Below are 20,257 nucleotides of genomic sequence, written 5' to 3'. Positions count from 1 at the left end.
ACCGTGGCGAGCATCAAGGCGATCTACGACCGGCCCATGAAGGGCCTGGACAACCTCGGTCACGAGCTGTCCTTCTACCTCAAGGTGCTGCTGGCGCTGCCGCGCTCGGTCAAGCGCTACCCGCGCGAGATCCTGCGGATCCTGGCCGAGGTCACCCTCGGCTCGGGCGCCCTGGCGGTCATCGGCGGCACCGTCGGCGTCATCATCGGCATGACCTTCTTCACCGGCGCCCAGGTCGGACTGTCCGGGTACGCCGCGCTCAACCAGCTCGGCACGGCCGCCTTCGCCGGCTTCGTGTCCGCCTACTTCAACACCCGCGAGATCGCCCCGCTGGTCGCCGGTATCGCGCTCGCCGCCACGGTCGGATGCGGCTTCACCGCCCAGCTCGGCGCCATGCGGATCTCCGAGGAGATCGACGCCGTCGAGGTGATGGCGATCCCGTCGATGCAGTTCCTGGTGACCACGCGGGTCATCGGCGGGCTGATCGCGATCGTCCCGCTGTACGTCGTCGGCCTGCTCTCGTCGTACGTCGCGAGCCGGCTCGTGGTGACCCAGTTCTACGGCCAGTCATCGGGCACCTACGACCATTACTTCAACCAGTTCCTGCCACCGGGCGACGTGCTGTGGTCCTTCGGCAAGGTGCTGGTGTTCGCGGTGGTCGTGATCCTGATCCACTGCTACCACGGCTACACCGCCTCGGGCGGTCCCGCCGGCGTGGGCGTGGCGGTCGGCAAGGCGGTGCGGACCAGCATCGTGGCGATCAACGTGATCGACCTGTTCCTGTCGATGGCCATCTGGGGTGCCTCGACGACCGTCAGGCTCGCGGGGTGATCGGCTGATGGACCGGATCCTGTCGGCCCACAAGGCGCTCGGCGTCATCTTCGTGGCGCTGCTGGTGCTCGGCGTGTGGCTCACCTACGCCACCTTCGCCAAGAAGTTCACCGACTACGACGAGGTCACCCTCAAGACGTCGTCGATCGGTCTCCAGCTGCCCACCCGCGCCGACGTCAAGGTCCGCGGCGTGATCGTGGGCGAGGTGCTCGACGCCCGCACCGGCACCAGCGGCGCCGAGCTGACCCTCGGCATCTACCCCGACAAGATCGGCGTGATCCCGGCCAATGTGACCGGCTCGATCGTGCCGAAGACGCTGTTCGGTGAGAAGTACGTCTCCCTGGTCGTGCCCGACGCCGGCCCGAGCGGCACGATGCGCGCCGGCGCGACCATCGACCGCACCCAGGTCTCGACCGAGCTCGAGGAGGTCCTCTCCGACCTCTACCCGCTGCTGCGCACGGTCCAGCCCGCCGACCTCAACGCGACGCTGACCGCGATCTCGACCGCTCTGCAGGGACGGGGCGAGCTGCTCGGCAAGAACCTCGAGACGCTCGACGGCTACCTCAAGCGGCTCAACCCGCAGATCCCGGCGCTGCTCGAGGACCTCAAGCTGACCGCCGACGTGTCCGACACGTACGCCGACATCCTCCCGCAGGTGGCCCAGATCCTCGACGACACCGTGAAGACCACCGGCACCATCGAGGAGCGCGAGGCCGCGCTGAGCGCGACCCTGCGCGACATCCGCAGCTTCTCCGACACCGCGCGCTCCTTCCTCGACGCCAACGCCGAGCGGCTCAAGCGCGCCGGCGAGCTGAGCACCCAGATCCTGGCGGCGGTGGCCCGCTACGCGCCGACCATCCCGTGCATGGCGGCCGGCATCGTCAAGGCCCAGGGCCGCCTGGCCGAGGCGTTCCGCGGCTTCGAGCTCCACATCGTGCTCGAGACGCTGCAGGACCAGCCGCGCAGGTACACCCCGGCCGACCGCCCGAAGTTCGGCGACGACCGCGGTCCCGACTGCCACGGGCTGCCGGACTTCCAGTGGAGCCAGGACAACCCGTTCCCGCCGCTGCCGCACCTCAACGACGGCATGAACGGTGACACCGGCAAGGGCAACCTGCGTCCGGCCCCGACCGGCTACACCGGCAGCCCCGACGACGTCACCGCCCTGCGCGGCGCCCTCGCCCAGGAGTACGACGCCGACACCGACCTCACCGTGCTGCTGGCCGGCCCCCTCCTCGCGGAGGCGGCCCGATGAGTCTGCGCGGCCTCGACAAGAAGACCAGCGGCGACCTGATCCGCCTGGTCGTGTTCATGGTGACCACCGCGCTCGCGACCAGCGTGCTGATCATCACCATCGGCAACCTGTCCTTCGGCTCCACGAAGGAGTACGCCGCCGACTTCGTCGACGCCACCGGCGTCAACAAGGGCGACGACATCCGGATCGCGGGCGTCAAGGTCGGCACCGTCCAGAAGGTCGCGATCCTCGACGCCAACCGCGCCCGGGTCACCTTCACCGTCGACTCCGACACCCGGCTCGACGACGCGACCCACGCCACCGTCAAGTACCGCAACCTGATCGGGCAGCGCTACATCTCGCTGACCCAGGAGGGCGACAGCGGGCAGCAGCTCGAGGAGGACGCCGCGATCCCGGTCGACCGGACCAAGCCGGCGCTCGACCTGACCGTGCTCTTCAACGGCTTCAAGCCGCTCTTCCAGGCACTCTCGCCCGACGACATCAACAAGCTGTCCTACGAGGTCGTCCAGGTCTTCCAGGGCGAGGGCGGCACCGTCGAGGGCCTGCTGTCCAGCACCGCCTCGGTCACCCAGACGCTCGCGGACCGCGACCAGGTGATCGGCGAGCTGCTGAGCAACCTCGACTACGTCCTCGACCACGTCGCCGACCGCGACAAGCAGCTGACCAACCTGATCGACAGCTTCCGCGCTCTGGTGGGCGGCCTCAACGACGACCGCGAGGCGATCCTCGGCTCGCTCGACTCGATCTCGGAGCTGTCGGTGCAGACCGCCGCCCTGGTCACCGACATCAAGGACCCGTTCATCAAGGACATCAAGGAGCTGCGCAAGGTCGCGGGCACCCTCGACGACAACCGGCAGGAGATCGACCGCGCGCTGCAGGTCCTGCCGATCAAGCTCACCAAGATCGGCCGTACGGCGACCTACGGCTCCTGGTTCAACTTCTACCTGTGCCACTTCAAGGCCACGATCAAGGTCCCCGGCCTCAACAACCCGGTCAGCGCCACCTACGGCGCGACCGCCGACCGCTGCACGCTCGGATGAGGGGAGGAGTGAGGTCATGAAGCCCTTCCGCGAGCGCAACCCCGTGGTGATCGGCGCGGTGAGCATCGCCGTGCTGCTGCTCGGCCTGGTCGCCGCCTTCCGGGCCAACGACCTCCCGCTGATCGGCGGCGGCGACACCTACTACGCCTCCTTCTCGGAGGCCGGCGGGCTCAAGCCGAAGGACGAGGTCCGCATCGCCGGCGTCCGGGTCGGCCAGGTGACCTCGATGGAGCTCGACGGCAACTCGGTCAAGGTTGCCTTCAAGCTCAAGACCGACACCCCGTTCGGCGACCAGACCCGTGCCGACATCAAGGTGAAGACCATCCTCGGCTCCATGTTCTTGTCCCTCGAGCCGTCCGGTCAGGGCCAGCTCGCGGAGGGCTCGGTGATCCCGGTCGAGCGCACCAGCTCGCCGTACGACGTCGTCGAGGCGTTCTCCGGCCTCGCCGAGACCTCGGCCGACATCGACACCGACCAGCTCGCCGGCGCGCTCACGACGCTGGCCGACCTGACCCGCAACACGCCCGAGGAGTTCCGCTCGGCGCTCGACGGCCTCTCGGCCCTGGCCAAGACGGTGGCCTCGCGCGATGACGAGATCAACTCGCTGCTCAAGAACCTCAACCGGGTCTCGACCGTGCTCGACTCGCGCGACGAGGACATCGTGGCGCTGATGAAGGACGCCGACTCGCTGTTCACCGCGCTGCTGCAGCGCAAGGCGCAGATCCATCGGCTGCTGGAGTCGACGAGCACGCTGAGCACCAAGCTCACCGGTCTGATCAAGGACAGCCGGGCCGACCTCAAGCCCGCGCTCGACCACCTCGACTCGGTGCTGCAGGTCGTGAAGAAGAACGAGGACAACCTGGAGGACTCGATCCACCTGATGGCGCCGTTCTACCGGGTGTTCGCCAGCACGCTCGGCAACGGGCCGTGGTTCGACACCTACATCTTCAACCTGCCCCCGGTGCCCGGGACGGTGGGACAGTGACCACGACAGCGAACGGGGTGCGGCGCTGGCTGCCGCTGGCCGTCATCGGGCTCCTGGTCGTCACCGGCCTGGTCTGGATGTTCGGCGGCGGCGGCAACGACAAGACCGTCACGGCGTACTTCCCGCGGGCCGTGTCGGTCTACGAGGGCAGCGAGGTCCGGATCCTCGGCATCCCGGTCGGCCGGGTCCGCGAGGTGGTGCCCGAGGGCACCAAGGTCAAGGTCGTGATGGCCTACGACTCCGACATCTCGGTCCCGGCCGACGCGGACGCCGTCATCGTGTCGCCGTCGGTCGTCGGCGACCGCTACATCCAGCTCTCGCCGGCCTTCGAGGACGGCGACCAGGTGATGGCCGACAACACCGTCATCGACGCCACCAAGACCGCGATCCCGCTGGAGCTCGACGAGATCTATGGCAGCATCGACAAGCTGACCGTCGCGCTCGGCCCCGACGGCGCCAACAAGGACGGCGCGCTCAGCGACCTCCTCGAGCAGACCGCCAAGAACTTCGGCGGCCAGGGCGCCCAGTTCCACCAGACGATCGAGGACTTCGGCCGGCTGAGCGAGACGCTCGACAACAACAAGGACGACCTCTTCGACTCGGCCAAGCAGCTCGAGTCGTTCCTCAAGACGTTGGCCGACAACGACACGACGGTGCGCGACTTCAGCAAGTCCCTCGGCGACGTCTCCTCGCTGCTGGCCGACGAGCGCCAGGAGCTGACGACCGCCCTGTCCAACCTCGGTACGGCGCTCGACCAGGTCGCGCGGTTCGTGAAGCGCAACCGCGCGGTCCTGGGGCGCAACATCCGTGACGTCAACCGGGTGGCGAAGGTCCTGGTCCGCCAACGTGGCGCGCTCGACGAGCTGCTCCAGGCCGGCCCGCTGGCGCTGACGAACCTCTACCACACGTACAACCCCAAGGACGCCACGCTCGACACCAACGCCAACCTCGGCAACATCCTCCACGAGCTGACGTCGAACCCGTCGGCGGTGGTGTGCGCCCTGGTGTCCGGTGCCGACGCCAACGGCGACATCTGCGACCTCGTCGAGAAGCTGCTCCCGCGCAGTGCCCCGTTCGGCACCGGCTCCTGGTACGGCCAGGCCTACGACCCGACCCTCAACGGCCTGGTGGAGGTGGACCGATGACCCGCCGCTCCAGCCTCCGCAACCGGGTGAGGGCCGGCGCTGTGCTGCTCGCGGGCGCACTGCTGCTCACCGGCTGCGACTTCGACGTCTACGAGCTGCCGCTGCCCGGTGGCGCCGACACCGGCAAGGACCCGATCACGATCAGCGTCCGCTTCGACGACGTCCTCGACCTGGTCCCGAAGTCCTCGGTGAAGGTCAACGACGTCGCGGTCGGCCAGGTGAGCGAGGTCCGCCTCGACGGCTACCAGGCCGTCGTCACCCTCGAGCTGCGCAAGGACGTCGACCTGCCCGACAACCCGGTCGCCTCGATCCGCCAGACCAGCCTGCTCGGCGAGAAGTTCGTCTCCCTGGCCGCGCCGGCGACCGGGGCCCAGGGCCACCTCTCCGACGGAGATGTCATCGAGGACGGCGGGCGCAACCCGGAGGTCGAGGAGGTGCTGGGTGCCCTGAGCCTGGTCCTCAACGGCGGCGGCATCGCCCAGCTCAAGACCATCTCCACCGAGCTCAACCTGGCCCTCGAGGGCCGGGAGGACTCGGCGAAGTCGGTGCTCACCCAGGTCTCCTCGCTGATGGGCCAGCTCGACCAGCGCAAGCAGGACATCGTGGAGGCCATCGAGTCGGTCAACCGGCTCGCGGTCACCGCCAAGCAGCACCAGGCGAGCATCGACCGGGCGCTCGACGAGCTGCCGAGCGCCCTGGAGTCGCTCGACCGACAGCGCGGCGACCTGGTCACGATGCTCGACGGGCTCACCCAGCTCAGCGACGTCGGGGTCCGGGTCATCAAGACCACGAAGACCGCCACCATCGACACCCTCAAGATGCTCGACCCGGTGCTCTTCCAGATCGCCGAGGCCGGCGACGACTTCGCGAAGGGCTTCAGCACCTTCTTGACCTATCCGTTCATCGACGAGGCCGTCGGTCGCGACCCGCAGGTCGCCCGCAATCTGCACATGGGCGACTACGTCAACCTGTCGATCGATCTCGCGCTCGACGTCGGCAACCTCAAGCTGCCCGACTTGGTGTGCATCGCGACCAACGACCTGCCCGACCTGCCGCTCGACGTCCTGATCGACCTCAAGACGCTGTGTCCGGCGGCCACGGCCACCCTGCAGAGCTGCCTGAAGACGCCGCCGGACCTCCAGGCCTGCCTCAAGCTGCCGGGGGCTCTGGTCGACAACGTCTGCCAGGCGGTCAAGCTGCTCTGCGGCGGCCTGACCGGCGGCGCCCGGTCCGGTGCCACCGCCAGCGCCCCGAGCGCGACCGCCAACCCGCTCGGCGACCTGCTCTCGAACGTGCTCACCGGCGGCGGACTCGGCCGCGCGGCCCCGGGCGGGTCAAGCCAGGCCGACGCCATGTGGCGCGACTTCGACGCGACGTACGACACCAGTCTGGTGAGTCTGTACGCCGCGCCGCTGGTCGCGAGCCGCCAGAAGGGGAGGTCGGCGCAGTGATCACCCGTCGTACCCGCATCCAGCTCATCGTCTTCGCGGTCATCACGCTCGTCGGCGTCTCGTTCGTCGGCGCCCGCTACGCCAAGCTCGACCGCGTGGTCATCGACCGCAGCTACACCGTCACCGCCCACTACCCGCAGTCCGGCGGCATCTTCACCGGCGCCGAGGTGACCTATCGTGGCGTCGGGATCGGGACCGTGGGGGACCTGGTGCTCACCGACGACGGGGTCGACGTGAAGCTCGACATCGACAAGTCGTGGGACAAGATCCCCGCCGACACCCGGGCGCTGGTCGGCAACCGCTCCGCCGTCGGCGAGCAGTACGTCGAGCTGCAGCCCCAGGTCGACGGCGGGCCGTACCTGCGGGAGGGCTCGCAGATCACCGAGGTCGCCACGCCGATCGCGACCGAGAAGCTGCTCGGCGACCTGTCCGCGACCGTCTCGAGCGTCGACCGGGAGGCGCTGAGCACGACCGTCCACGAGCTCGGCGAGGCCTTCGCCGGCACCGGACCGGACCTCCAGCGGATCATCGACACCGGCAACTCCTTCATCGAGACCGCCGACGCGAACTTCGACCTGACCACCGCGCTGATCCGCGACAGCAACACCGTCCTGCAGGGCCAGGTGGCCTCGGAGTCGTCGCTGCGGACCTTCGCCCAGCAGCTCTCGCTGTTCAGCTCGGCGCTCGCCGGCGCCGACCCGGCCCTGCGCAAGGTGATCGACTCCGGCTCGGTGGCCGCGACCCAGCTGCGCACCTTCTTGGAGCAGAACGGCGTCGAGCTCAGCGAGCTGCTCGCCAACCTGGTCGCGACCGGCGAGGTCGTGGTCAAGCACCTCGACGCGCTCAAGCAGATGCTGGTGGTCTACCCCTACGCCGTCGGCGCGGGGCAGGTCGTCGTCGGCCGCAAGTCCAAGGCGGAGGGGGGCAGCGGCTTCTGGGACGCCCACTTCGGCCTGATCCTCTCGCCGCTCGCGACGCCCTGCTACGCCGGCTATCTGACGACCCGTCGCAACCCCGAGTCGGACCGCGGCAACGTCCCGATGCCCGACGACGTGGGCTGCACCGAGCCGATCACCCAGAGCAACCCGCGTGGTCCGCAGAACCTCCCGCGGGTCGCGCCCGGCGTCCAGGGCTACGACGTGGGTGTCCGGGTGGACCCCGACACCGGCGAGCTGGAGTGGGGTGTGACGGCCCAGGACCAGGAATGGTCCGCCGCGCGCGGTAACGTGGCGCCGCCGTCGCTGGGGAAGGATTCGTGGAAGTGGCTCTACCTCCAACCGCTGCTCGACCCGACCACCCGTTGAGGCGCCTCGCGTGACGGGCACCAGTGCCACGCTCCGCTGGAGCGTGATCGGGCTGCTGCTCGGCGTCGTCGTGGCCGCCCTCGGGGTCAGCGTGTGGACCCTCGCCGACAAGGGGGAGGCCGGCAACCCCGGCAGGAAGCTCGACTCCCTGCTCGACCCGCCGCGCGACGAGTCGGTCGACCGCGAGAAGGTGCTGGCCGCGGGCAAGACCTTCGTCCAGCGGTTCAACACCTATGGCCCCGACCTGCTCGACAGCTCCGGCAAGATGCCCGACTACGCCGCGGTCGGCGAGCTGATGACCGCCAAGTTCCGCACCGTCTTCGACAAGAACGTCGGCTATGCCGAGGAGACGGTCAAGCAGACCCAGATCGACCGCAAGGGCACGCCGTACGCCGTCGGCGTGGCCAGCATCGACGACGACTCCGCCGAGCTGCTGGTCGCCGGCATCGTCCAGTTCGGCTACCCCTCGCCGGCCGACGGCAGCGAGCAGGTCGAGCTCGAGCCGCTGCGGTTCCGCTACCAGGTGTCGCTGGTCAAGCAGCACGGCACCTGGCTGGTCGACGACCTCGACGACCTCGACGACGAGCTGCCCTCCTTCGGTGAGGCCTCGATCCCCGAGGACGGCGCCGCCGGCGGCGAGTCCACCGGCCAGCCGACCGAGCAGCCGACCGAGCAGCCGACCGAGCAGCCGTCGGGCACGCCGTCCGCGTCCACGGGGGAGGAGCGGTGAGCACCAACCTCTACGACCTCCTCGACGTCGACGAGGACGCCACCGAGGACGAGATCCGCGCCGCGTGGAAGGGCGCGATCGCGGACCTCGACCCGACCGAGCGCCGGTTCCGGGCCTACAGCGACGCCGCCGGCGTGCTGCTCGACGCCGCCAAGCGCACGGCGTACGACGCCGAGCTGAGTGCCGAGCGCGCGGCCGCCGAGGACGCGGCCGAGGAGGCTGGACGTCAAGACCCGCGCCTGGACGAAGAGCCTTCCTCGTCCCAACGGGAGCGTCACCGGCCGGCCGGTGAGACTCCCACCTCGCGCGGGCGCCGGGACGGCCCGGGCGGAGTCGCCCTGGCCGCGGCTGCCGTCGCGGCGGTGCTCTCCGTCGCCCTGGCGGTGGGCCTGGTGCTGACGCCCGGTGCGAGCGGCGAGCGCTCCGCCAAGCAGATCGCCGAGCGCAACGTCCGGGTCGAGCGTGCCGCGCTGGACGCCGAGGCCGCGGCCGAGCAGATGGTCGCGCCGGTGCTGTCGTACGACCACAAGACGATGGCCGCCGACCTCGAGCGGCTGCGCGGCTACATGAGCGACAAGATGGCCCAGAAGCAGGCCGCCGGCTGGCCCGAGCTGACCAAGGAGGCCGAGAGCCAGAAGGTCGCGGTCGAGGCCAAGTCGGCCGGCACCGCCCTGACCCGGGTCAGCGCGAACGGCAGGCGGGCGACGGTCGTGGTGTTCATCGACCAGTACGTCACCAAGGCCGGTCAGGAGCCGTTCGTGCTGCGCATGTGGGCCACGTTCATCCTGGTCAAGGCCGCCGGCAGCCAGTCCCGCTGGCTGCTCGACGACCTGTGTACGGACGACCGCTGCGAGAAGTGACCCACCGGTGGTCGAGGAGGTCGCCCAGCGGCCGTCTCGAGACCTCCGGCCATGCTCTCCCCAATCCTCCAGGGACGGTTCCGGCAGCGTCTCGCCGGGTCTCGTGACGCGCCACGGCCTCGCCTGCTTCGCGGCGCGAGCTCGTCGGTGCTCCTCGACCTGCGTCCGCTCACCGCGCCTTCGCACGCGCGGGCGGTCTTGACCTGCGCGCCGCTGCCGAGCATGATCGGCGGACCGGATTCCACCGGCCACCGATGGGACCGCTCCTCGACTGCGTGCGTGTTGCTCAGTCGACATTGTGGAGCGTACACATTTCGTGTATCGTGGCTCCTTGCGCCTGCCCTCAGATGCGCTTCGGCCTGCCCGGTGGTCGATGACGTGGTGGGTCAGGGCGCTCTCGAAGAGTCGAACCCGTCGAAGGACAACTCTTGGCCGCGCGCACCACCCCCGGTAAGTCCCGCATCTCTTTCGCGAAGATCCAGGAGCCGATGGCGCTCCCGAGGCTTCTCTCGCTCCAGACCGACAGCTTCGACTGGCTGATCGGCAACGAGGCCCACAAGACCCGGATCGAGGCCCGTCGGGCCGAGGGCCAGGACGCCTCCGACAAGTCCGGTCTCGAGGAGATCTTCGAGGAGATCTCCCCGATCGAGGACTTCTCCGAGACCATGTCGCTCTCGTTCGAGAACCCGGTCTTCTACGACCCGAAGTACACCGTCGACGAGTGCAAGGAGAAGGACCTCACCTACTCCGCGCCGCTCTACGTCTCCGCCGAGTTCACCAACAACGAGACCGGTGAGATCAAGGGCCAGACGGTCTTCATGGGCGACTTCCCGCTCATGACCCCCAAGGGCACCTTCGTCATCAACGGCACCGAGCGCGTCGTCGTCTCCCAGCTGGTCCGCTCGCCGGGCGTCTACTTCGAGCGCACCGCCGACAAGACGTCCGACAAGGACATCTTCACCGCCAAGCTGATCCCGAGCCGCGGCGCGTGGCTGGAGTTCGAGATCGACAAGCGCGACATGGTCGGCGTCCGCCTCGACCGCAAGCGCAAGCAGAACGTCACGGTCCTGCTCAAGGCCCTCCAGGCCATCGCCGAGGACACCGGCGAGGAGTACGACTACGAGGCCGTCATGGCCGACCTGCGTCAGTACGAGTCGATCCAGCTGACCGAGGAGAAGGACAACACCCAGGGTCCGGACGACGCGCTGCTCGACATCTACCGCAAGCTGCGCCCGGGCGAGCCGCCGACGCGTGAGGCCGCGCTGACGCTGCTGAAGAACTACTACTTCAACCCGAAGCGCTACGACCTGGCCAAGGTCGGCCGCTACAAGGTCAACAAGAAGCTCGGCTCGCGCGAGGCCTTCGACCAGCAGACGATGACGATCGCCGACATGGTCGCGACCATCAAGTACATCGTCCAGCTCCACAACAACGACCAGTACGTCACCGCCATCGGCGGCGAGATCCGCACCGACGCCGACGGCAAGGACCTCCCGGTCTCCGCCGACGACATCGACCACTTCGGCAACCGCCGCATGCGCACGGTCGGCGAGCTGATCCAGAACCAGCTCCGCACGGGTCTGGCCCGCATGGAGCGCGTGGTCCGCGAGCGGATGACGACCCAGGACGTCGAGGCGATCACGCCGCAGTCCCTGATCAACATCCGGCCCGTGGTCGCGGCGCTGAAGGAGTTCTTCGGCACCTCGCAGCTCTCCCAGTTCATGGACCAGACCAACCCGATCGCGGGCCTGACCCACAAGCGCCGCCTGTCCGCGCTCGGCCCGGGTGGTCTGTCCCGTGACCGCGCCGGCATGGAGGTCCGTGACGTCCACCCGTCGCACTACGGCCGGATGTGCCCGATCGAGACGCCGGAAGGCCCGAACATCGGCCTGATCGGCTCGCTCGCGTCGTACGGCCGGATCAACCCGTTCGGGTTCGTCGAGACGCCGTACCGCAAGGTCGAGAACGGCCGGGTCACCGACCAGATCGACTACCTCACCGCCGACGACGAGGACCGCTACGTCATCGCGCAGGCCAATGCCGTGCTCGACGCCGAGGGCAGGTTCGTCGAGGACCGGGTGCTGGTGCGACTGCGCCAGGGCGAGGTCTCCGAGATCCCGGGCGACGACGTCGACTACATGGACGTCTCGCCGCGTCAGATGGTGTCGGTCGCGACCGCCCTGATCCCGTTCCTCGAGCACGACGACGCCAACCGCGCGCTCATGGGCGCCAACATGCAGCGTCAGGCCGTGCCGCTCATCAAGAGCGACTCACCCGTCGTCGGCACCGGCATCGAGTACCGGGCCGCCGTCGACGCCGGCGACGTGGTCGTGGCCGACAAGGCCGGTGTGGTCAAGGAGGTCTCCGCCGACCTCGTCGAGACCATGAACGACGACGGCACCTACTCGTCGTACCGCCTCGCGAAGTTCAAGCGCTCCAACCAGGGCACCTGCATCAACCAGCGCCCGCTGGTCGAGGCCGGCGACCGGGTCGAGGTGGGCTCGCCGATCGCCGACGGTCCCTGCACCGACATGGCCGAGATGGCGCTGGGCACCAACCTGCTGGTGGCGTTCATGCCGTGGGAGGGCCACAACTACGAGGACGCCATCATCCTCAGCCAGCGCCTGGTGCAGGAGGACGTCCTCACCTCGATCCACATCGAGGAGCACGAGGTCGACGCCCGCGACACCAAGCTGGGTCCGGAGGAGATCACCCGCGACATCCCGAACGTCAGCGAGGAGATGCTCGCCGACCTCGACGAGCGGGGCATCATCCGGATCGGCGCCGAGGTGTCGACCGGTGACATCCTCGTCGGCAAGGTCACGCCCAAGGGCGAGACCGAGCTGACGCCCGAGGAGCGCCTGCTCCGCGCGATCTTCGGTGAGAAGGCGCGCGAGGTCCGCGACACCTCGATGAAGGTGCCGCACGGTGAGTCCGGCACGGTCATCGGCGTGCGGGTCTTCGACCGCGAGGAGGGCGACGAGCTCCCGCCGGGTGTCAACCAGCTGGTTCGCGTCTACGTCGCGCAGAAGCGCAAGATCTCCGTGGGCGACAAGCTCGCCGGCCGTCACGGCAACAAGGGCGTCATCGCGAAGATCCTGCCGATCGAGGACATGCCGTTCATGGAGGACGGCACGCCGGTCGACGTCGTGCTCAACCCGCTGGGTGTGCCGCGTCGGATGAACATCGGCCAGATCCTCGAGCTGCACCTCGGCTGGCTCGGCAAGCAGGGCTGGCACCTGGGTGCCGACGTCGCCGACGAGGACTGGGCCAAGCGCCTCACCGCCATCGGCGCCGACAAGGCCGACCCGAACACGAAGCTGGCCACGCCGGTCTTCGACGGTGCCCGTGAGGACGAGATCACCGGCCTGCTCGGTCAGACCCTGCCCAACCGCGACGGTGTCCGGATGGTCAAGGAGACCGGCAAGGCCAGCCTCTTCGACGGCCGCTCCGGCGAGCCGTTCAAGAGCCCGGTCTCGGTCGGCTACATGTACATCCTCAAGCTCCACCACCTGGTCGACGACAAGATCCACGCGCGCTCGACCGGCCCCTACTCGATGATCACGCAGCAGCCGCTGGGCGGTAAGGCCCAGTTCGGTGGCCAGCGGTTCGGCGAGATGGAGGTCTGGGCGATGGAGGCGTACGGCGCCGCCTACGCCCTGCAGGAGCTGCTGACCATCAAGTCCGACGACGTGCCCGGTCGCGTCAAGGTCTACGAGGCGATCGTCAAGGGCGAGAACATCCCCGACTCGGGCATCCCGGAGTCGTTCAAGGTTCTCGTCAAGGAGATGCAGTCGCTGTGCCTCAACGTGGAGGTGCTGTCCCAGGACGGCTCCACCATCGCGTTGAAGGACGCCGACGAGGACGTCTTCCGCGCCGCGGAGGAGCTGGGCATCGACCTGTCCCGGCGCGAGAACCCCTCCGTCGAAGAAGTCTGAGCGTTTCCGCCGGAGGTCTCGTGGGGGTTGCAGCGCAACCTCCTCGGCCTCCGGCGGGCCTCAGTCCCCAGCCTCACCTTTCACAGAACTAACGAAGGACAGCAGCCATCGTGCTCGACGTGAACTTCTTCGACCAGCTTCAGATCGGCCTGGCCACCGCGGACGACATCCGGACGTGGAGCCACGGCGAGGTCAAGAAGCCGGAGACCATCAACTACCGCACGCTCAAGCCCGAGCGTGACGGCCTCTTCTGCGAGAAGATCTTCGGTCCCACCCGGGACTGGGAGTGCTACTGCGGCAAGTACAAGAGGGTCCGCTTCAAGGGCATCATCTGCGAGCGCTGCGGCGTCGAGGTGACCCGCTCGAAGGTCCGCCGCGAGCGGATGGGCCACATCGAGCTCGCCGCTCCGGTGACCCACATCTGGTACTTCAAGGGTGTCCCGAGCCGCCTCGGCTACCTGCTCGACCTCGCCCCGAAGGACCTGGAGAAGGTCATCTACTTCGCGGCGTACATGATCACCGCCGTCGACGAGGACGCCCGCCACCGCGACCTGACCTCCCTCGAGGGCAAGATCCAGCTGCAGCGCGAGTCGATCGAGAAGCGCCGCGACGCCGGTCTCGAGGACCGCACCAAGAAGCTCGAGGACGACCTCGCCACGCTCGAGGCCGAGGGCGCCAAGGCCGACCAGCGCCGCAAGGTCCGTGACGGCGCCGAGCGCGAGCTCAAGCAGCTGCGCGACCGCGCCCAGCGCGAGCTGGACCGCCTCGACGAGGTGTGGGACACGTTCAAGAGCCTCAAGGTGCAGGACCTCATGGGTGACGAGGTGCTCTACCGCGAGATGAAGAACTGGTTCGGCAAGTACTTCGAGGGCCACATGGGCGCCACGGCGATCCAGAAGCGCCTGCAGTCCTTCGACCTCGACGCCGAGGTCGAGAGCCTGCGCGAGACCATCGCCACCGGCAAGGGCCAGCGCAAGGTCCGCGCCCTCAAGCGGCTCAAGGTCGTCGAGGCCTTCCGCAAGACCGGCAACAAGCCCGAGGGCATGGTCCTCGACGCCGTCCCGGTGATCCCGCCGGACCTGCGCCCGATGGTGCAGCTCGACGGTGGCCGGTTCGCGACCTCCGACCTCAACGACCTGTACCGCCGCGTCATCAACCGCAACAACCGCCTCAAGCGGCTGCTGGACCTGGGCGCGCCGGAGATCATCGTCAACAACGAGAAGCGGATGCTCCAGGAGGCCGTCGACTCGCTGTTCGACAACGGCCGTCGTGGTCGTCCCGTCACCGGCCCGGGCAACCGGCCGCTGAAGTCGCTGTCCGACATGCTCAAGGGCAAGCAGGGCCGCTTCCGCCAGAACCTGCTCGGCAAGCGCGTCGACTACTCGGGCCGCTCGGTCATCGTGTCGGGTCCGCAGCTCAAGCTGCACCAGTGCGGTCTGCCCAAGCAGATGGCGCTCGAGCTCTTCAAGCCGTTCGTCATGAAGCGGCTCGTCGACCTCTCGCACGCGCAGAACATCAAGTCCGCCAAGCGGATGGTCGAGCGCGCGCGCCCGGTCGTGTGGGACGTCCTCGAAGAGGTCATCACCGAGCACCCCGTGCTGCTCAACCGTGCGCCCACCCTGCACCGTCTCGGCATCCAGGCCTTCGAGCCGCAGCTGATCGAGGGCAAGGCCATCCAGCTCCACCCGCTCGTGTGCACCGCGTTCAACGCGGACTTCGACGGTGACCAGATGGCCGTCCACCTGCCGCTGTCCGCCGAGGCCCAGGCCGAGGCGCGGATCCTGATGCTGTCGACCAACAACATCCTCAAGCCGTCGGACGGTCGTCCGGTGACCATGCCGACCCAGGACATGATCATCGGCCTGTTCTTCCTCACCACCGAGCGTGGCGAGGCGACGATCGAGATCGAGGGCGAGACCCGCCTGCGCACCTTCACGTCCCCGGCCGAGGCGATCATGGCCTACGACCGGGGCGAGATCTCGCTGCAGGACCGGGTCCGGATCCGCCTCCACGACTACGCCCTCGAGGGCGTGGCCGAGGGCGAGGCGGCCATCGTCGAGACGACCCTGGGCCGCACGATCTTCAACGACGCGCTGCCGGCCGACTACCCCTACATCAACGAGGAGGTCGGCAAGAAGCGCCTCGGCGCGATCGTCAACGACCTCGCCGAGCGCTACCCCAAGGTCGTCGTCGCGGCGTCCCTGGACGCGCTCAAGGACAACGGCTTCCACTGGGCGACCCGCTCCGGTGTGACCGTGTCGATCGACGATGTCATCACGCCCCCGAACAAGGCCGAGATCCTGGCCGTGCATGAGGAGTCGGCGGCCAAGATCCAGAAGCAGTACGAGCGCGGTCTGGTCACCGACGAGGAGCGCCGTCAGGAGCTCATCGAGATCTGGACGAAGGCGAGCCAGGAGGTCGGCAAGGCCCTGCGCGCCACCTTCGAGGCCAACCCGACCAACCCGATCTACGTGCAGGTCCACTCGGGCGCCTCGGGCAACTTCAACCAGATCAACCAGGTCGGCGCCATGCGTGGTCTGGTGGCCAACCCGAAGGGCGAGATCATCCCGCGGCCGATCAAGGCCAACTTCCGCGAGGGTCTCTCCGTGCTGGAGTACTTCATCTCCACCCACGGCGCCCGCAAGGGTCTGGCGGACACCGCGCTGCGGACCGCCGACTCGGGCTACCTCACCCGTCGTCTGGTCGACGTGTCGCAGGACGTCATCATCCGCGAGGAGGACTGCGGCACCGAGCGCGGCCTGCCCAAGGTGATCGGCATCAAGGACGAGAACGGCGTCGTCGTCAAGGACGAGAACGCCGAGACCGCGGCGTACGCCCGTTCGGCCGCCAAGGAGATCACCCACCCGACCACGGGCGAGGTGCTCGCCGTGGCCGGTGAGGACCTCGGTGACGTCAAGATCGCCGAGCTGATCGAGGCCGGCATCGAGGAGGTCACGGTCCGCTCGGTCCTGACCTGCGACGCCCGCACCGGCACCTGCGCCAAGTGCTACGGCCGCTCGCTGGCCACCGGCAAGCTGGTCGACATCGGCGAGGCCGTCGGCATCATCGCGGCCCAGTCGATCGGTGAGCCCGGCACGCAGCTGACGATGCGTACCTTCCACACCGGTGGTGTGGCCTCCGCCGACGACATCACGCAGGGTCTGCCCCGCGTGGTGGAGCTCTTCGAGGCCCGTACTCCCAAGGGTCACGCCCAGATCTCCGAGGCCGCCGGCCGGGTGCAGATCGAGGAGACCGACAAGGCGCGCATCATCGTCGTCACCCCCGACGACGGCAGCGACGTCAAGGAGTACCCCGTCTCCCGCCGCTCGCGGCTGCTCGTCGAGGACGGCGGCCGGGTCGAGGTGGGCGACAAGTTCACCGCCGGAACCGAGGACCCGAAGGAGGTGCTGCGCATCCTCGGCGTGCGTCGTACGCAGCAGCACCTCGTCGACCAGGTCCAGGAGGTCTACCGGTCGCAGGGCGTGTCGATCCACGACAAGCACATCGAGATCATCGTGCGGCAGATGCTGCGCCGGATCACGGTGCTCGAGTCGGGTGAGACCAACCTGCTGCCGTCCGACCTCGTCGACCGGGTCCGGTTCGAGGAGGAGAACCGCCGCGTGGTCTCCGAGGGTGGCAAGCCGGCCTCGGGTCGCCCCGAGCTGATGGGCATCACCAAGGCCTCGCTCGCGACCGAGTCGTGGCTCTCGGCGGCCTCCTTCCAGGAGACCACCCGGGTGCTCACCGACGCCGCGATCAACGGCCGCTCCGACAGCCTGCGCGGCCTGAAGGAGAACGTGATCATCGGCAAGCTGATCCCGGCCGGCACCGGCCTGGAGCGGTACCGGAACATCCGGGTCGAGCCGACCGAGGAGGCGCGCGCCGCGGCGTACGCCGTCACGGGCTACGAGTCCTACGACTACGAGTTCGGCAACCAGGGCCAGGCCGTGGCGCTGGACGACTTCGACTTCGGTTCCTACCAGAGCTGAGGCCGGTCACCGAGGGCCCTCCCGAGCGCGGCTCGGGAGGGCCCTCGTCCTTTCCCCTCGTGGATCCCTCGGGGAGGGGGCTCAGCGCCGGATCCGCCTGGCCGGTGAGACCGAGACGAGATCGGCGCGCCCGGGCGCGGAGGCGGTGACGCGGACGGTGAGCCTGCGGCCGCGATCGGCCCGGCGGACCGGGTACGACGCCTTGGTCGCACCCTTGATCGGCTTGCCGTTGCGCAGCCACCGATAGCGCCAACCCGAGGCCGGTGCGGTGAGCTGGGGCAGCACGGCGCGCAGCCTCCTGCCGGCTCGGGCCCTGCCCTGGATCGAGGTGGGTGTCAGGACGCTCCAGGCCGCGTCCGTGGTACCGCCGGACGGCGGCTCGATCGCCTCGGGGACGGTCACGCTGCCGACGCCGCCCGCGAACGTGCATGGCAGCCGGACGTCGGCGTACCCGGGCTTGGAGAGCTCCTGGTGGCAGCTGATCGTGCGGCCGGCGTGCTCCCGGGTGACCAGCAGCCGCGGTACGTCGGTCTCCACGACGGTGGTGCCGATGGTCCAGAAGCTCCGGACGACCTGCGGGTCCGGGCTGACGTGGGCGCCGGCGATCACGAGCTCCTCGCCCACGCGCGGCGTACCGCTCACCGTGGGCCCGCCCTCGACGACGAACTCGTGGTTCAGCACGAGCACGGCGCCGACCCTGCCGCTGGTGGTGTCCGGGTGACCGGCTCGCGTCCCGACGGCCTGCACCGCGATCCTCCTGCCGACGTCGGCCGGCCGGGCGGTGTAGGTGGCGCCGGTGCCGACGAGCTCGTCCCCGGCGTACCAGCGGTAGGCCACGCTGCTGGCGGCGGGTTCGAACGCGGCGCCGTCGGCTCGGAGCTGCTCACCGGGCCAGATGGCGGTGGGGTTCCCGTCGATGGCCGGCTGCCGGGTCACCTGGAGCGGCCCGCGCTCGATGAGGAGGTTGCCGACGGCGGGCGTGTGGGTCTCCCGGTGGCCGCTGGCCAGGGAGCCGAACGCACGCACCGAGATGCGTTTGCCGAGCTGAGCGTCCCGCGGCATGTAGGTGGGGCCGTGGGCGACGAACACGCCGTCGACCAGCCATTCGTAGATGACGTATCCGGGGGTGGGCGCGAAGGCCGCCCCTCCGACACGCAGCTCCTGACCGACGTGTGCCGTGGCGGGATCTCCCTCGATGACCGGGTTGCTGACGACGGCCAGGGGCGGGTAGTCCACCCAGTAGCGGATCGTCCGCTCCCGGGCCCGACCGACCCGGTCGGTCGCCGTGACCGTGACCTCGTGGCGCCCCGTCCCGGCCGTGTTGACGGCGTCCCCCGAGGCCAGGGTCCTGCCGTCGTTCACGGCGGTGCACGACGCCAGACCGGTCGGGGCGTCGTCGCAGTGGAACTCCACCGTGCGGACCTCACCCGCGTGCAGATCCGCGTCCTCGGTGAGGGTTCCGCCGACGGTGAGCGTCGGGTCGGTGAGGTCGATGCCGACGCCGTACGTCCTCGTCGCACGGTTGCCGTTGACGTCGGTCGCCGTGATCGCGATCGTGGTGACGCCCGGCTCGCTGATCGTGAAGCCGATGGGCTCGATGTCGGTGCTGCCCTCGCCGGTCTGGGCGCCGGTGAGGCGGTAGGACATACCCTCGACCCCGGCGGCGTCGGTGGCCGACAGGATGACCTGGACGGGGCCGGCGTACCAGCCCTCCCAGGGGCTGGGAGGGATGTCGACCACGATCTTCGGTGGCGTGGTGTCGCCACCGCCGGGAGGCAGGTCGGCCCGAGCCGGGGCCGCCGTGCCTGCGCCGACACCGGCCAGGGCGAGCACGGCGAGGAACCGTCGGGTCCGGTGGGACGTCATCGGCGCACCTCCTTCGGAGCGGACACCGAGAAGACCTGCGGGCGGTGAGGCGTGGTGGCGGTCACCTGGACGGTGATCAGTCGCTTCGCGTCCGCCTTGCGCAGCTTGTACGACGCCCCGGTGGCGCCCGCGGCGATGGCTCGGCACCTCATGCCTGGGCCGCCGTGATCGCGCTGCGGCCCGCGGCCAGCCAGATGCCGGCCACGACCAGACCCACGATGATCATCGAGGGCAGACCGGGCACACCGGTCACGAACACGGCGAGCAGCAGCGCGGTCGCGAACAGGGCCGACAGGGCCCCCAGGCCGCGCGAGACCAGCCGCTCCCGGAACGCCATCCAGGCCAGTCCGTACGCCGAGGCGAGCAGCGGGATGAACGCGATGTAGGGGCTGAAGTCGGTCATGATGTAGTAGTTGTAGAGGCCCTCGGCGTCGTAGGTGTCGCCCTCGGCGCCGGTCGGGAGATAGTTGCCGACCGCGCCGCGCCAGCCGTAGGTCAGCGTGACCAGGGCGGCGGTGGCGACGACGCCGTACGACACGGCGGTCGCGCCCGACGAGCCGGGGAAGCGCCGCTCGACGCGGTGGCGCCAGATGACGGCGGCCGCGATCAGCAGGAGGGCGAGGAGGTAGCCGATCGCGCCGGAGAGCCGGTACGGGATGTGGTCGAGGCCGAGGACGTCCTCGGCGGTCACGGGGTAGTCGAAGTCGCTGTCGCCGTCGGGTCGGCCCTCGAGGAAGAGCGCGATCACGCCGAGCAGGCCGCACAGGGAGATCAGCAGGGGCCACGCGGTGAAGCCGCCGCGGCTCTCCGGGCCCGACGATGCGGGCACGGACGGGGACAGGGGAGTGGTTTCGTTCATGCCT

Annotated in this window: 14 protein-coding genes; 11 read left to right on the top strand and 3 right to left on the bottom strand. The window is 69.2% G+C overall.

All coding sequences use genetic code 11. The features are described from left to right. The first annotated feature begins 3 nt into the window (after positions 1-3). The 11 genes from ACUP6Y_RS20475 (at position 4) to ACUP6Y_RS20425 (ending at position 17,528) form a co-directional block, all read left to right on the top strand. Positions 4-831, top strand: coding sequence for an MlaE family ABC transporter permease (locus ACUP6Y_RS20475; protein WP_204837999.1), 828 nt, complete (start codon positions 4-6; stop codon positions 829-831). A 7-nt stretch (positions 832-838) separates the two neighbouring features. After that, positions 839-2,086 (top strand): MCE family protein, encoded by a 1,248-nt coding sequence (locus ACUP6Y_RS20470; protein WP_462552736.1) that lies wholly within the window; start codon positions 839-841, stop codon positions 2,084-2,086. After that, positions 2,083-3,126 (top strand): MCE family protein, encoded by a 1,044-nt coding sequence (locus tag ACUP6Y_RS20465; protein ID WP_462552735.1) that lies wholly within the window; start codon positions 2,083-2,085, stop codon positions 3,124-3,126. Before ACUP6Y_RS20470 ends, ACUP6Y_RS20465 begins: the two co-directional genes overlap by 4 nt. A gap of 16 nt (positions 3,127-3,142) precedes the next feature. Continuing rightward, positions 3,143-4,111 (top strand): MCE family protein, encoded by a 969-nt coding sequence (locus ACUP6Y_RS20460; RefSeq protein ID WP_462552734.1) that lies wholly within the window; start codon positions 3,143-3,145, stop codon positions 4,109-4,111. Next, positions 4,108-5,256 (top strand): MCE family protein, encoded by a 1,149-nt coding sequence (locus ACUP6Y_RS20455; protein ID WP_462552733.1) that lies wholly within the window; start codon positions 4,108-4,110, stop codon positions 5,254-5,256. The genes ACUP6Y_RS20460 and ACUP6Y_RS20455 overlap by 4 nt, the downstream gene beginning before the upstream one ends. After that, positions 5,253-6,707, top strand: a complete 1,455-nt coding sequence (locus ACUP6Y_RS20450; RefSeq protein ID WP_462552732.1) for an MCE family protein — start codon at positions 5,253-5,255, stop codon at positions 6,705-6,707. The genes ACUP6Y_RS20455 and ACUP6Y_RS20450 overlap by 4 nt, the downstream gene beginning before the upstream one ends. After that, positions 6,704-8,011, top strand: a complete 1,308-nt coding sequence (locus tag ACUP6Y_RS20445; protein WP_462552731.1) for an MCE family protein — start codon at positions 6,704-6,706, stop codon at positions 8,009-8,011. The genes ACUP6Y_RS20450 and ACUP6Y_RS20445 overlap by 4 nt, the downstream gene beginning before the upstream one ends. Before the next feature lie 10 nt (positions 8,012-8,021). Continuing rightward, complete coding sequence (locus ACUP6Y_RS20440; protein ID WP_462552730.1) at positions 8,022-8,741, top strand: PT domain-containing protein; 720 nt, start codon at positions 8,022-8,024, stop codon at positions 8,739-8,741. Then, positions 8,738-9,601 carry a J domain-containing protein gene (locus tag ACUP6Y_RS20435; protein WP_462552729.1) on the top strand — a complete coding sequence of 288 codons (864 nt, stop codon included), beginning with the start codon at positions 8,738-8,740 and terminating at the stop codon, positions 9,599-9,601. The genes ACUP6Y_RS20440 and ACUP6Y_RS20435 overlap by 4 nt, the downstream gene beginning before the upstream one ends. 488 nt (positions 9,602-10,089) lie before the next feature. Next, positions 10,090-13,539 carry a DNA-directed RNA polymerase subunit beta gene (gene rpoB, locus ACUP6Y_RS20430; protein ID WP_462552728.1) on the top strand — a complete coding sequence of 1,150 codons (3,450 nt, stop codon included), beginning with the start codon at positions 10,090-10,092 and terminating at the stop codon, positions 13,537-13,539. 110 nt (positions 13,540-13,649) lie between these two features. Further along, positions 13,650-17,528, top strand: a complete 3,879-nt coding sequence (locus ACUP6Y_RS20425; protein ID WP_462552727.1) for a DNA-directed RNA polymerase subunit beta' — start codon at positions 13,650-13,652, stop codon at positions 17,526-17,528. Positions 17,529-17,609: 81 nt separating this feature from the next. Here the strand turns inward: ACUP6Y_RS20425 and ACUP6Y_RS20420 are convergent, their stop codons facing one another. From ACUP6Y_RS20420 to ACUP6Y_RS20410, 3 genes are read right to left on the bottom strand one after another with little or no spacing between them, the layout of a single operon-like run. After that, positions 17,610-19,394: a hypothetical protein gene (locus ACUP6Y_RS20420; RefSeq protein ID WP_462552726.1), complete on the bottom strand. Its 1,785-nt coding sequence runs from the start codon at positions 19,392-19,394 to the stop codon at positions 17,610-17,612. Next, complete coding sequence (locus ACUP6Y_RS20415; RefSeq protein ID WP_462552725.1) at positions 19,391-19,546, bottom strand: hypothetical protein; 156 nt, start codon at positions 19,544-19,546, stop codon at positions 19,391-19,393. The genes ACUP6Y_RS20420 and ACUP6Y_RS20415 overlap by 4 nt, the downstream gene beginning before the upstream one ends. Next, positions 19,543-20,253, bottom strand: coding sequence for a hypothetical protein (locus ACUP6Y_RS20410; RefSeq protein WP_462552724.1), 711 nt, complete (start codon positions 20,251-20,253; stop codon positions 19,543-19,545). The genes ACUP6Y_RS20415 and ACUP6Y_RS20410 overlap by 4 nt, the downstream gene beginning before the upstream one ends. Between the last annotated feature and the right edge of the window lie 4 nt (positions 20,254-20,257).

Source organism: Nocardioides sp. S5-5 (assembly GCF_054954065.1).
Note: the sequence above shows the minus strand (reverse complement) of the source record. Positions and strands in the feature narration are given on the sequence as shown.

Bases quoted from the DNA above. Each gene is read 5' to 3' on its own strand.
- ACUP6Y_RS20470 (WP_462552736.1), top strand. From the start codon at position 839: ATGGACCGGATCCTGTCGGCCCACAAGGCGCTCGGCGTCATCTTCGTG.
- ACUP6Y_RS20415 (WP_462552725.1), bottom strand. From the start codon at position 19,546: ATGAGGTGCCGAGCCATCGCCGCGGGCGCCACCGGGGCGTCGTACAAG.
- ACUP6Y_RS20465 (WP_462552735.1), top strand. From the start codon at position 2,083: ATGAGTCTGCGCGGCCTCGACAAGAAGACCAGCGGCGACCTGATCCGC.
- ACUP6Y_RS20410 (WP_462552724.1), bottom strand. From the start codon at position 20,253: ATGAACGAAACCACTCCCCTGTCCCCGTCCGTGCCCGCATCGTCGGGC.
- ACUP6Y_RS20460 (WP_462552734.1), top strand. From the start codon at position 3,143: ATGAAGCCCTTCCGCGAGCGCAACCCCGTGGTGATCGGCGCGGTGAGC.
- ACUP6Y_RS20450 (WP_462552732.1), top strand. From the start codon at position 5,253: ATGACCCGCCGCTCCAGCCTCCGCAACCGGGTGAGGGCCGGCGCTGTG.
- ACUP6Y_RS20420 (WP_462552726.1), bottom strand. From the start codon at position 19,394: ATGACGTCCCACCGGACCCGACGGTTCCTCGCCGTGCTCGCCCTGGCC.
- rpoB (WP_462552728.1), top strand. From the start codon at position 10,090: ATGGCGCTCCCGAGGCTTCTCTCGCTCCAGACCGACAGCTTCGACTGG.